The following is a 13,219-nucleotide window of genomic DNA, read 5'->3' on the forward strand; positions in this document are numbered from 1 at the left end:
AGATACCGGCCAACCGGTACAAGGTAAACCCATGAGCCAAAAGATACTTTTTATTGACCGTGACGGTACGCTGGTGGAAGAGCCAGCCATTGATAAACAACTCGATAGACTCGACAAATTGGTATTTGAGCCACAGGTGATCCCGGCGTTGCTCAAATTGCAAAACGCCGGTTTTAAGCTAGTGATGGTATCCAATCAGGATGGTCTGGGGACAGAGGCTTTCCCGCAAGCCGATTTTGATGCCCCTCATAATCTGATGATGCAGATTTTCACCAGCCAAGGCGTGACCTTCGACGATGTGCTTATCTGTCCACACTTTCCCGGTGATAACTGCAGTTGTCGCAAACCCAAACTGGGATTGGTAAAAGACTACCTCATCAGCGGTAAAATTGATTTTACTCGTTCGGCAGTGATTGGTGATCGGGCCACTGATGTAGCACTCGCGGATGCCATGGGGCTGAAAAGCTTTCAATATCAGCGTGATGTATTAGGCTGGCAACAAATCGCCAATGAATTGCTATCGCGCCACCGCAGCGCCGAAGTGGTGCGGACTACGCGGGAGACGGATATTCGTGTCACCGTAGATTTAGATAATCCCGGGCACAACAGCATCAATACTGGAATTGGTTTTTTTGATCACATGCTGGATCAGATTGCCACCCACGGCAATTTCCGTTTAAGCGTGCAGGTCAAAGGCGATCTGCACATTGATGATCACCATAGCGTGGAAGATACCGGATTGGCGTTAGGCGATGCCCTAAGGCAGGCATTGGGAGACAAACGCGGCATCGGCCGTTTCGGTTTCAGCTTGCCGATGGATGAAGCCCGAGGTGAATGTCTGCTCGATCTCTCGGGGCGGCCGTTTATTAAGTTCAACGCCAACTTTAACCGTGACAAAGTGGGCGAACTGTCCACCGAGATGGTACCGCATTTTTTCCGCTCCTTTGCCGATGGTTTACGTTGTACGCTGCACATTGGCTGCGATGGCGACAACGAGCACCACAAGGTAGAAGCGCTGTTTAAAGCTCTGGGCCGAGCACTAAGACAAGCCATTCGGGTAGAAGGTGATGCCCTGCCTTCAAGTAAAGGAGTCTTGTGATGAGCGAAACTGTCATTATTGATACTGGCTGTGCCAATCTCAGCTCGGTGCGTTTTGCCTTTGAACGGCTAGGTGCCGATGTCAGTGTCAGCGATGATCCTGCGGTGATCACGGCTGCCACCAGAGTGATCCTGCCGGGTGTCGGTAGTGCGCCAGCGGCCATGCAGTCCATCCGCCAAAAACACTTAGTGGAAGTGATCCAAAACCTAACGCAGCCGGTGCTTGGCGTGTGTCTGGGCATGCAGCTGATGACCGAATACTCCACTGAACGTGGCGAAAAAGATCAAGATACGCAGTGTCTGGGATTAATTCCTACGTCTGTGCGTGAACTCGATACCCAGCAACTGCCAACGCCGCACATGGGCTGGAATCAGTTATCACCAGTACAGAAAAATCAGCAACCACATCCGTTATTTGCGGGGGTTAGCGAAGGCGACTTCGTCTATTTTGTGCATTCATTTTGCGCCCCGGTTAGCGATTACAGTATCGCCCTCAGTGACTATGGTGAGCCGTTTAGCGCCGCTATTGCCAACGGCAATTTTATGGGGGTGCAGTTCCATCCGGAAAAAAGTGCCGCCGTTGGCAGTCGCATTCTGCAAAATTTTCTGAAAATGTCCAAAGCAACGCTCAGCGGAGGTGCCGCATGATTATTCCCGCCATTGATCTGATTGATGGTCAGGTGGTGCGCCTCTATCAGGGCGACTATGAGCAACAGACCACTTTCGCTTATAGCCCTTTGGAACAGTTGCAATCCTACGAACGCCAAGGCGCTAAATTGCTGCATCTGGTGGATCTTACCGGTGCGAAAGATCCGCAAAAACGCCAGACCGCATTGATTGCCAAACTCGTCGCCGGACTACAGACACCGTTACAGGTTGGCGGTGGTATCCGTAGTCATGTGCAAGTAAAGGAGTTGCTGCAATCAGGGGTTTACCGAGTAGTGATTGGTTCATTAGCGGTGAAACAGCCCGAATTAGTCAAACAGTGGTTTACCGAGTTTGGGGCTGAACGCATCTGTCTGGCACTGGATGTCAATATTGACGCAAACGGCAATAAAGTCGTAGCGGTCTCCGGTTGGCAAAGTGGTGGCGGTAAAACACTGGAATCGCTAGTGGCTGAATTTACACCATTGGGTCTCAAACATGCGCTGGTGACCGATATCAGCCGCGATGGCACCATGACAGGTGCGAACAATGCGCTCTATCATGAGTTAGCCAGCAGCTATCCTAAAATTCGCTGGCAGGCATCGGGCGGTATCGCCTCATTAACCGATGTTGCCGCCGTACGCGACAGTGGTGTCAGTGGCATTATTATCGGCAAAGCGTTACTCACTCAACAATTTACCGTCACGGAGGCAATCCAATGTTGGCCAAACGCATAGTTCCCTGTCTGGATGTCAAAGCCGGAAAAGTGGTCAAGGGCGTGCAATTCCGTAACCATGAAATTGTCGGTGATATTGTGCCACTCGCGCAGCGTTACGCCGCAGAAGGTGCCGATGAGCTGGTGTTTTATGATATTACTGCCAGTGCTCACGACCGCACAGTGGATAAGTCCTGGGTCAGCCGGGTAGCACAGCAGATAGATATCCCCTTCTGTGTCGCTGGCGGTATCCGCTCCATCGAGCAAGCCCGAGAAATTCTGGCGTTTGGTGCCGATAAAATCTCCATCAACTCTCCGGCATTATCTGATCCCAGTCTCATCCGCCGTTTACACGATGAGTTTGGCCGTCAGTGTGTTGTGGTCGGTATCGACTCCTTCTATGATGCCGCTAGCGACAGTTATAAAGTGAAACAGTTTACTGGAGATGAAGCCGCCACCCGCGATACCCAGTGGTACACGCTGGATTGGGTAGAAGAAGCACAAACGCAAGGCTGCGGCGAGATAGTACTCAACGTTATGAATCAGGATGGTGTACGCCAAGGTTATGACATCAATCAATTATCCAAGGTACGTAGCGTTTGCGACGTGCCGTTAATCGCCTCCGGTGGTGCAGGCACTATGGAACATTTTCGCGAGGTGTTTCTAGATGCTAACGTCGATGCGGCATTGGCAGCCAGCGTATTCCACAAAGGGATTATCCCAATCCCAGAGTTAAAACAGTATTTGCGTGACGCGGGTATCTGTATCCGCAACGACCAACCGCTGCAAGCATAAACAGGAAGTAACATGACTCAATCAGAAACCCCCTCTTGTACCATGACGCCAGCACAGCAACAGACATTGCTCAATGAACTGGATTGGGATAAACAACAGGGACTGGTACCTGCCGTGGTGCAGGACTTTCACTCCGCCAAAGTGCTGATGTTGGGCTATATGAACCCAGACGCACTGCAAACCAGCTTTGCTAAAGGTTTGGTGACCTTCTATAGCCGCAGTAAACAACGGTTGTGGACCAAAGGCGAAACCTCAGGTAACCATTTGCAACTGGTGTCTATCGCCATGGATTGTGACCGCGATTCATTGCTGGTGCAGGCGATACCCACTGGCCCCACCTGCCATCAAGGCACAGAGAGTTGCTGGGACGGTGACGTTCACCCCTTTATGCATCAATTACAGGCGGTAGTCCACGGCCGAAAAAATGCAGATCCTACCACCAGTTACACCGCGTCACTGTTTGCCCGAGGCACCAAACGGATCGCGCAAAAAGTTGGGGAAGAGGGACTGGAAACAGCACTGGCGGCAGCAACCCATGACAAGTTTGAACTGGTCAATGAAGCCTCAGACCTGCTCTATCATCTGTTTGTACTCTTGGAAGATCAGGATCTGTCTCTGGCGGACATTAATGCCAATCTGGCGTTACGCCATCAGAAAGCCGGTAAATGAGTGCATAAAACGACAAAGGCGATCTTATCAAGATCGCCTTGTGGTTTTTCATCATCAGTTTTACGCGGCAACTATCTGTTGCTGAGCTCGCAGTGCAAACAAGCGATCGTGCATCACTTTAATGGTTTCAAACTTTTGCAGTGATTTCACATCACTCAACATGTATTCATGATCCAACATCATCACGGTAGAAGCCTGCAGATTAGTCTCAACCACCAACACCAACAAGCGCTCACCGTGGCACTTCAAGTTGAACAGCTTACCCGGCTCACTGTAAACACAAACATCGCTACTTTCAAAGAACCAAGATTTAGGCATCTGTGGCTTCTGTAAAAAGCAAGCGGCGGTAGCATTTAATGCTAACTGCACCAAAAACGCATCCGGCAGTGACAGACGTTTACTGAGGCTGTCGAGCAGGTCAATATAATATCTGGCATGTTCCACACTGAATTCGAGCTGACCCAGCGCATCCGGAATTAAGGTTTTGGGTTTATAAGGGGTCAGAAATTCTAACTCTGAGCCCAGGGTAATACCCAGAACCCCGTGAGATTCGTTATATTGCCATTGCCAGCAACTTTCAGGCATTAATAACATAGCGTAATCCAACCGACCTTTATTATTATGGGCAGATAGTAGATGATATTTTATTCAATAGCAAAATATAGTTTAAATATTCTGCGCAACATTTCAATAATTAATATTGCAGATCTAAAATAAGTTAACCGATCTACTAAACTAAAAAAGGATCGAATAACGATCCTTTTTGATCATATTTCATCTATTGGATCTTATTTGGCTATTCTGGATCGATATGCTTCAATAATATCTTCTATCAGCTTTGGTCCCTGATAAATAAACCCAGAATAGATTTGCACCAACTGCGCCCCCGCATCTAGTTTTGTCATTGCATCCTGAGCGCTTAAAATACCTCCACACCCGAGAATAGGCACTTGACCATTAAGACATTGTGCTAATTGCCTAATGACTTTAGTGGACAACTCATTTAAGGGTTTGCCACTAAGACCGCCTGTTTCATTAGAATTAGCCAGGCCACTGACACCATCACGACTTAATGTCGTATTAGTCGCTATCACGCCATCAAACTTATTGCGAATAAGTGCATCAGCAATTTTCTCTATTTCATCTTTAGACAAATCTGGTGCAATTTTCAGCGCTACAGGTACATACTTTTTATACTGTTCAGCTAACACTTTCTGTTTAATTTTAAGACTCGCAAGCAGATCCTCCAACAATTCACCATATTGCATAGTGCGCAAACCTGGAGTGTTGGGAGAGGAAATATTTACCGCAATATAGTCAGCATATGGATAAACTTTATCCATACAGATCAAATAATCATCTTTCCCCTGCTCAACTGGCGTGTCTTTATTTTTGCCAATATTGACGCCAACGACAGCTTTGGATTTTCGCGCCAGCAGGTTTTTAACTAGGTTATCGACCCCCTTATTATTAAACCCCATACGGTTGATGATCGCTTTTGCGGGTTTAATACGAAACAGTCGCGGCTTGTCATTACCCGGTTGTGGCCGAGGCGTTACTGTACCAACTTCAATATGGCCAAATCCCATCGCTGCAAAGGCATCAATCGCTTCACCATCTTTATCCATACCTGCCGCCAACCCTACCGGGTTGGGAAAAGTCACCCCCATAAATTCAACTGGCGCAGTTGCAATTTTCTGAGCATAAAAGCAGTTGAGAGGATTGTTGGCGGTGGCTTTCAGCCCGGTCATGGCAAAATTATGTGCCATTTCCGGGTCCATCTGAAACATCACCTTTTGCGCGAGTTTATAAAACATGTATTCTCCTAAGACCTAAAAAAAGCCCCGGCAGATGCCAGGGCTCTTGTTATTATTATGTGTTAACCATGCCCTTCACAATGCAATATCAGCAGGTTGAGTTCGCGTAACGCTACTGAGAACTTAGCAAATTCGTGAACACCTGAAGTCTTGAAGTCAGCTAGCATCAGGAACCAGCGTTCCAACAACAACTGATGAGCTTCAATCCACTGTGCAATCACCGCTTCTGCATCACATTCAGCCGCGCAACTGCGCAACACCACAGAACTCAACGAACGCTGCTGCCAATCCAGATCTTCCCGGAATGCTGCTCGCGCCAACACCTGCCAATGGTTAGATGCGGGCTGTGCGTTAATCTGCTCCAAGAACCAGTGTAATTCGATACGGGCACCGAGTTTATAGTAAGTCTCGGCCACCAGCGCTATCGCCTTATCCTGCTGCTGGGCTATCTGTGCAATATCTAGGGCACAGAACAGCGTGCTCATCTTACCAACCAGGCCTGCGACAGCAGCTGGAACTGCTTCCCTTTCCAGTGCCGCAATATCATCGGCAATGCCCTGCCATTCACTCTCTTGCAGGTAATGCTGAATATTATCGCGCAGATCATTAAACACCGGTTTAAAGAAAGCGACGGTCTGCTCAATATTCAGATTGCGATTGCGATTACGCAACAACCAACGGGTTGAACGACGCATATTGCGACGCAACTGATGCAGCATTTCACTCTGCACCACGGCGGGAACAACGCCATTCAAATCATCGATAGCCTGAATTAATTCACCGATACCGAATATTTCTCTCGCCATAGAGTAACAAATGGTCGCTTCAGCAACTGAGGCACCTGTCTCATCCTGCATACGCTGGATAAAATTCATTCCCATTTCATTGACCAGTTCGTTGGCCAAAGAGGTCGCAATGATTTCACCCCGTAACGGATGCATGCTCATCTTGTCGGCATACAGTTTCTGCAACTTGTGCGGGAAATAGTCTACCAGCAGTTGGCTCAACCATGGATCATCCGTAACTTCTGGTGTGACAAGCTGTTCTTTCAGTAGCATCTTGCTATAAGCCACCAGCACCGACAGTTCTGGGCGTGTTAAACCCCGGTTATTAGCCAGACGCTCTGTCAGTTCCTCTTCGGATGGCAGGAACTCCAATGCACGGTCCAGTTTGCCTTCTTTTTCAAGATAATGGATAAAGCGAATATGCTCTTTCAACTGTTCAGCAGCATGCACTTGGATCACTGACAAGGTACGAGTCTGCTGTTCGCAATCCTGAATCACAATATCAGCGACTTCGTCAGTCATCTGCTCAAGCAAACTGTTACGTTGCTTCACCGTCAGATCCCCTTCCGCCACTAGGCTGTTAAGCAGGATCTTGATGTTAACTTCGTTGTCTGAACAATCGACGCCACCAACGTTATCGACAAAGTCAGTGTTCATGCGACCACCGTTAGCCGCATATTCAATACGGCCAAGTTGGGTACAACCTAGGTTGCCACCTTCACCGATAATCTTGGCGCGAATGTCACTGCCGTTGACGCGCAAGGCATCGTTAGCACGATCCCCCACTTCCGCGTTAGTTTCACGGCTGGACTTAACATAAGTACCGATACCACCGTTCCACAACAAATCTACCGGCATCTTCAACAGCTCTTTAATCAGCTCGTTGGGTGTCATGGACGACTTGTCTGTTGCCAGCATGGTTTTCATTTCCGGCGTCAGAGTAATTGCTTTAGCACTGCGCAGGAAAATACCGCCACCTTTGGAGATTAACTTGCGATTGTAGTCGTCCCAAGTTGAACGCGGCAGGTCGAACAACCGTTGCCGTTCGACAAAGCTCTTAGCGGCATCAGGATTGGGATCGATAAAGATATGCATATGGTTGAACGCAGCCTGCAAGCGAATATGTTCTGATAACAACATACCGTTACCAAACACGTCGCCAGCCATATCGCCAATACCTACGCAGGTGAAATCAGTGGTCTGACAATCGATCCCAACTTCGCGGAAATGACGTTTGACTGATTCCCAAGCGCCCTTGGCGGTAATGCCCATCTTTTTATGGTCATAACCGTTAGAACCACCGGATGCAAACGCGTCACCAAGCCAGAAGTTGTATTCAACCGAAATGGCGTTGGCAATATCGGAGAAAGTGGCAGTGCCTTTATCGGCGGCCACAACCAAGTATGGGTCATCATCATCATGACGCACCACATCAACTGGCGGCACGATCTCTTTATTGACGATATTATCGGTAATATCCAGCAAACCACGGATAAAGATCCGGTAGCATTCTTGCCCTTCTTGGAATACCGCTTCACGACCACCATCTGCCGGCATCTGTTTGCAGACAAAGCCACCTTTAGCCCCAACCGGCACGATAACGGTGTTCTTCACCTGTTGCGCTTTTACCAATCCCAATACTTCAGTACGGAAGTCTTCGCGACGGTCTGACCAGCGCAAGCCACCGCGTGCCACACGGCCACCACGCAGATGCACCCCTTCCACCCGTGGGCTATAGACGAAAATTTCGTACTTAGGCAACGGCTTTGGCATTTCCGGGATCTGATCCGGTGCGAACTTAAAGGAGATATAATCCTTGGCTTCACCGGCTGCATCTAACTGGTAGAAGTTAGTCCGCACAGTGGCATTTATCAGCGCCAAATAACGACGAATAATGCGGTCATCATCTAGGCTGGCAACATCTTCCAAACGCAGACTGATTTGCTCTTCAAACTTACCAGTGGTTCGGGTCTTCAGTTTAGGATTAAATTTGCGGATGAACATTTTCACCAGTGAATCAGCAATCTGCGGATAACGGCTAAATGTCTCTTCAATGTATGCCTGGCTGAAAGTCGCGTCTATCTGACGCATATATTTGGCATAAGCACGTAGTATCGAAACTTCGCGGCCCGATAAACCAGTGGCTAACACCAAGCGGTTAAAGCCATCATCTTCGAGTTTCTTCTGCCATACCGACGACAGCGCATTCTGGAAACGATCCTGACTATCGGTCAGATCTTCCGATGCTGAACGCTGTACCGTCATCAGGAAGTCAAGGATCCAGAAGGTCTTGCTATCGGTAGTAGCGACTTCATAAGGACGTTCGTTGATCACCCGTAAGCCAAAGTTTTCTAGCATTGGCAGTACATCTGACAACGGGATCGGTTCGTCCTTATGGAACAGCTTCAGCCGCACTGTGTTACTTTTCAGTTCAGCTTCCTGCGGCTGATAAAACAACATGCCAAGCTTGTGTTCATCATCCAATGCTTCCAACTGCCGAATATCGACTACCGCAGAGGTAGGCAATACATCACTTTTGTAACTCTGCGGGAAGGCTGAATCATAACGCTTAAAGTAACGGTTACCCTGCTCTTCACCAATCGCGTTGTTCAGTGCAGTTGAAAGTTTGTCGTCCCAGGAACGGGCGGCTTCAATCAGGTTGTTTTCAATAGCAGCCACGTCTACATCCACATCATTGTTGTTGTCGACTTTCACAATGTAATGGGTCCTGCACAAAGAGGATTCGGAGAAATAAGTGGTGAATTCCACTTCTTCATTACTGTTAAAAGTTTCGGCGAGAATACGCTGAGTATCTTGTCTGAGTTTGGTGTTATATCGGTCTTTGGCAACATATACCAAGCAAGACAGAAAACGCCCAAAAGCATCTTTGCGCACAAACAGTTTAAGTTTGTCGCGATCCTGCATCTCCAGAACACCGTGAGCCACATGAGACAACTCTTCAACGGTTGCCTGAATGATCTCATCACGCGGAAGGTTTTCCAGAATGTTCAGCAAGGTTTTATAGTCATGGGAACGAGGCCCCAGCCCGGAAAGATCCATAATGCGCTGGACCTTTTCGGCCAACAGCGGAATGGAGCGAGGGCTGCGGTTGTAAACGTTAGAGGCATATAAGCCGACAAAACGATCTTCGCCTACCACATTGCCTTGCTTATCAAAGCGCTTGATGCCGATATAATCCACATACGCCGGACGATGAACTCGGCTCTTGGATGAACCTTTGGTCAACACCAGCAACGAACTGCTTAAGGCTTCACGACGAGCGGTTTCAGAGAATGATGACAACATCAATCCATGTTCAGGCTGCTCTTTGCCCGGTTTTCTCATCAACCCCAAGCTGCTACCAACATCCGGTACCAATTCTACGTCTCCGGCGACACGACGCAGATCGTAATAACGGTAACCGAGTAAGGTAAAATGATGATCGTTGAGATAGCTGAGGTAACTCACCGCTTCTTCGAGTTCTTTGGCATCACCGGGGAATGGCCGTTGCGGAAGTTCCTTGATAATACTATCGAGCTTTGCCGTCATCGACTGCCAGTCGTCAACAGCTGCAGCAACATCGTTCAGCACTGCATCTATCTCTTTTTCTAGCTGGTGGATATCTTTATCACTGCTCTGACGGTCAATCTCGATTAGAAATACTGCCACCTTGTCGCTGTCGTCACGGCTACCCTTAACCCGGGTCACCGCAGAAATCTGGCCGTTTTCACGCTCTATTGCCAGCGGGGTATGCAACATCATATGGGAAGTGATGCCTAGGCGCTTTAGCGCCATGCCCAGCGAATCGACTAAGAACGGCATATCGGGCTGGACAATTTCAATGATGGTATGAGAAGACTGCCAGCCGTGCTTGGCTTGCGTCGGGTTGAAAACTTTTAGGTGAGTCTGACCTACTGAAGTGTTAGAGAGAGAATTCCAAAGGCTCAGAATGGCTCCGTAAAGATCACTGTCGTTGCGGACGAGCAAGTCATCCTTCGACATATGGGCATAAAGGCAAGTAGCAAACTGCTCTACCTGACGAGCCTGGGCTTTGGGAACCTTGGAATGAATGAGGTGAACTACATTCTCCAGTAATACTGAAGGCATTGAGTCTTTCAAAGCCATGGTAATATTTCCTTAAGCGTCTATGGCAGCGCTTTTTTTGTAATTGGATGCTTCGACGAATACCCTGAACCACCCAAAAAATGTGACCCAGGTCGTGGCCCGCAGTTTATTACTAAACACATCGCATTTCGAGGAAAATTTTAGTGTGATATAAAGCAGTTAGCCAACCGTCGACCATACTATCGACGGCGTTTTGACCAAATATCTGCAAAAGCTGAAAAACTATGCAATATGGGTGTTATCGACAGTCACTATTGTCCGCTGCCGAGCTTGCGTTTAGGCCAGAAAATCGCCGCTAATGCGGGTAGAATAATAATGGCACCAAGCATATTTACCAGAAACATGAATGTCAGCAATATGCCCATATCCATCTGGAATTTAAGCGCCGAAAAGAACCAGGTACTAACCCCCACAGCCAAGGTCAGACCCGTGAAGATCACGGCGTTGCCACGTTCACACAACGCATCCAGATACGCCTGCTGTACCGGCATACCTTCGCGCAACTTTTGCGCCATGATCGATAGGATGTAAATACCATAATCCACACCGATACCAACCCCTAAAGCAATCACCGGTAAGGTGCTTACCGTTAGGCCAATATTGAGCCGTGTCATCAATGCCTGCGCTAAGGTAGATACCACATATAGCGGAATGATCACCGCTAAGGTGGCCCTGAGCGAACGGAAACTCAGTAGACACAATATAAACACGGCACCATAGACGTATAGCATCATCGGGAGTTGCGCCGCAGCCACGGCTTCATTGGTGGCTGCCATCACCCCCACTGGACCCGACGCCAATTTGAACTTAACCTTGTCGGTATCCATATCGGCCGCTAACTGCTTTACCTTGGCGACAACACCATCAATGGTTTGTGCTTTGTGATCCTGCAGGAACAGATACACTGGCATCACCGAACAGTTGCCATCAAGCAAACCGCTGGTAGTGGGGATCTGTGACACCAGTTGCGCCAAGCTGGCAGGATTGCGTGGCAACATTAACCAGCGGGGATTACCCTCGTTAAACCCCGCATTAACCTGCCGCGCCACGGAGCTGATGCTGGCTGTAAACTCCACGCCAGGGGTATTACGGGCATACCACTCAAAATCATCGATGCGTTGTAATACATCGTGGTAGGTACAGGCTTCTGGGAAAGCTTCAACAATCACACTCATCACATCAGTAGTGATGGCAAAATGGTCGGTGATGAAAAAAGTATCCTGATTGTAACGGGAAGATTCGTGTAACGCTGGCGCACCACGTTGCAAATCCCCTATCTGCATACGGCTGGCTTGAGTCAGACCAAAACCGTAGAGTGCCACCGTCAACAAAATAATCAGCCATGCGTATCGCGGTGACGCAAATCCCGCTAAACGCTGCCAGACTTTGGCCGGAGACACAGCGCTGGTCGTCGGTGCCGTTCGTAGTGTCACAAAAGAGATCACCAACGGTAGCAACACTAGATTGGTCAGAATAATAACGCCAACACCGAGCGATGCAGAGATAGCCAATTCTCGAATAATGCCGATGTCGATGGTCAGCAATGTCATAAAACCAACAGTGTCAGACAATAACGCAACGCCCCCAGGCACCAACAATGCCCGAAACGCCGCCGCAGCCGCCTGTTTGCTGGTCATGCCAGCGCTTACCCGTTGGCGGATAGCGTTGATCATCTGCACACCGTGACTGACACCAATGGCAAATACCAGAAAAGGCACCAGAATCGACATGGGATCGAGCCCAAAGCCAATAAGATTTAATAGTCCAAGCTGCCACACCACCGCCACCAAACTGCAGGTTAACGGTAGCACCGTTAGCAATACTGAACGGCTGAATAGATACACCATGGCGGCAGTCACCAACAGTGCAATCACAAAAAACAACAACACACCTCGTGCGCCTTCCGCTACATCACCAGCCATTTTGGCAAAACCGATAATATGGATGCGAATTTGCGGTGTTTGATATTTGTCTCGCAGTTGCTGTTCCAGCTTATCTGCGAATGCCAGCGTATCGAGAGGGGCCCCGGTCTGCGGATCAAAATCTAGCAATTGCGCACTGATCATTGCCGCGGAATAATCGTTGGCTACCAATCTGCCGACAATCCCAGCCTTTTCAATATTTTCCTTAACCTTTTGCAGCCCTGCTGGTGACGTGCTGAAATCTGCCGGGATCACCGGTCCACCGGTAAAGCCGTCTTCAACCACTTCGGTAAAACGGGTTGAGGGGGAATACAGTGACTTCACTTGTGAGCGATCAACACCTGGAATAAAAAACAGCTGATCATGTACTTCTTTGAGTGCTTTAAAGAACTCGGGATTGAAAATGTCACCGCTGCGGTCTTCCACCGCTACCATGATCGAATTAGCACCACCAAACTGCTGTTGATGTTTGAGATAAGTTTGCATGTAAGGATGCGCCAGCGGAATATTTTTGACAAAAGCGGCATCCATACGCAGTTGGCTCGCTTGCCAGCCTAATGCGGCAGTACAACATGCAAAAAACAGCAACACCCAGAGACGATGACGAAACAGGAAGCTTTCAAGGCCGTTAACCAGTTTTTCCAGCAT

9 protein-coding genes are annotated in these 13,219 nt (G+C 48.6%); 5 read left to right on the top strand and 4 right to left on the bottom strand.

All coding sequences use genetic code 11. The features are described from left to right. Positions 1–31: 31 nt before the first annotated feature. From hisB to hisIE, 5 genes are read left to right on the top strand one after another with little or no spacing between them, the layout of a single operon-like run. Positions 32–1,099 (top strand): bifunctional histidinol-phosphatase/imidazoleglycerol-phosphate dehydratase HisB, encoded by a 1,068-nt coding sequence (gene hisB / locus J3L11_RS06755; RefSeq protein WP_207570557.1) that lies wholly within the window; start codon positions 32–34, stop codon positions 1,097–1,099. After that, positions 1,099–1,746, top strand: coding sequence for an imidazole glycerol phosphate synthase subunit HisH (gene hisH / locus J3L11_RS06760; RefSeq protein WP_207570558.1), 648 nt, complete (start codon positions 1,099–1,101; stop codon positions 1,744–1,746). The genes hisB and hisH overlap by 1 nt, the downstream gene beginning before the upstream one ends. Next, entirely contained in the window at positions 1,743–2,480 is a 738-nt protein-coding gene (gene hisA / locus J3L11_RS06765) for a 1-(5-phosphoribosyl)-5-[(5-phosphoribosylamino)methylideneamino]imidazole-4-carboxamide isomerase (RefSeq protein ID WP_207570559.1), read from the top strand. Before hisH ends, hisA begins: the two co-directional genes overlap by 4 nt. After that, positions 2,462–3,253 carry an imidazole glycerol phosphate synthase subunit HisF gene (gene hisF / locus J3L11_RS06770; RefSeq protein ID WP_189616145.1) on the top strand — a complete coding sequence of 264 codons (792 nt, stop codon included), beginning with the start codon at positions 2,462–2,464 and terminating at the stop codon, positions 3,251–3,253. Before hisA ends, hisF begins: the two co-directional genes overlap by 19 nt. A gap of 12 nt (positions 3,254–3,265) precedes the next feature. Next, the gene (gene hisIE / locus J3L11_RS06775) at positions 3,266–3,922 is read left to right on the top strand and encodes a bifunctional phosphoribosyl-AMP cyclohydrolase/phosphoribosyl-ATP diphosphatase HisIE (RefSeq protein WP_207570560.1); all 657 of its coding nucleotides are present in this window, start codon (positions 3,266–3,268) and stop codon (positions 3,920–3,922) included. 60 nt (positions 3,923–3,982) lie between these two features. Here the strand turns inward: hisIE and J3L11_RS06780 are convergent, their stop codons facing one another. The 4 genes from J3L11_RS06780 to J3L11_RS06795 form a co-directional block, all read right to left on the bottom strand. Continuing rightward, positions 3,983–4,516: a cell division protein ZapC gene (locus tag J3L11_RS06780; protein WP_133039127.1), complete on the bottom strand. Its 534-nt coding sequence runs from the start codon at positions 4,514–4,516 to the stop codon at positions 3,983–3,985. 194 nt (positions 4,517–4,710) lie between these two features. Beyond that, complete coding sequence (gene pyrD, locus J3L11_RS06785) at positions 4,711–5,739, bottom strand: quinone-dependent dihydroorotate dehydrogenase (protein WP_207570561.1); 1,029 nt, start codon at positions 5,737–5,739, stop codon at positions 4,711–4,713. A gap of 62 nt (positions 5,740–5,801) precedes the next feature. Beyond that, positions 5,802–10,649, bottom strand: coding sequence for an NAD-glutamate dehydrogenase (locus J3L11_RS06790; protein WP_207570562.1), 4,848 nt, complete (start codon positions 10,647–10,649; stop codon positions 5,802–5,804). Between the two features lie 251 nt (positions 10,650–10,900). Further along, positions 10,901–13,219, bottom strand: coding sequence for an efflux RND transporter permease subunit (locus tag J3L11_RS06795; RefSeq protein ID WP_207570563.1), 2,319 nt, complete (start codon positions 13,217–13,219; stop codon positions 10,901–10,903).

Source organism: Shewanella sp. 4t3-1-2LB, from assembly GCF_017368415.1.
Classification (GTDB): domain Bacteria; phylum Pseudomonadota; class Gammaproteobacteria; order Enterobacterales; family Shewanellaceae; genus Shewanella; species Shewanella fodinae.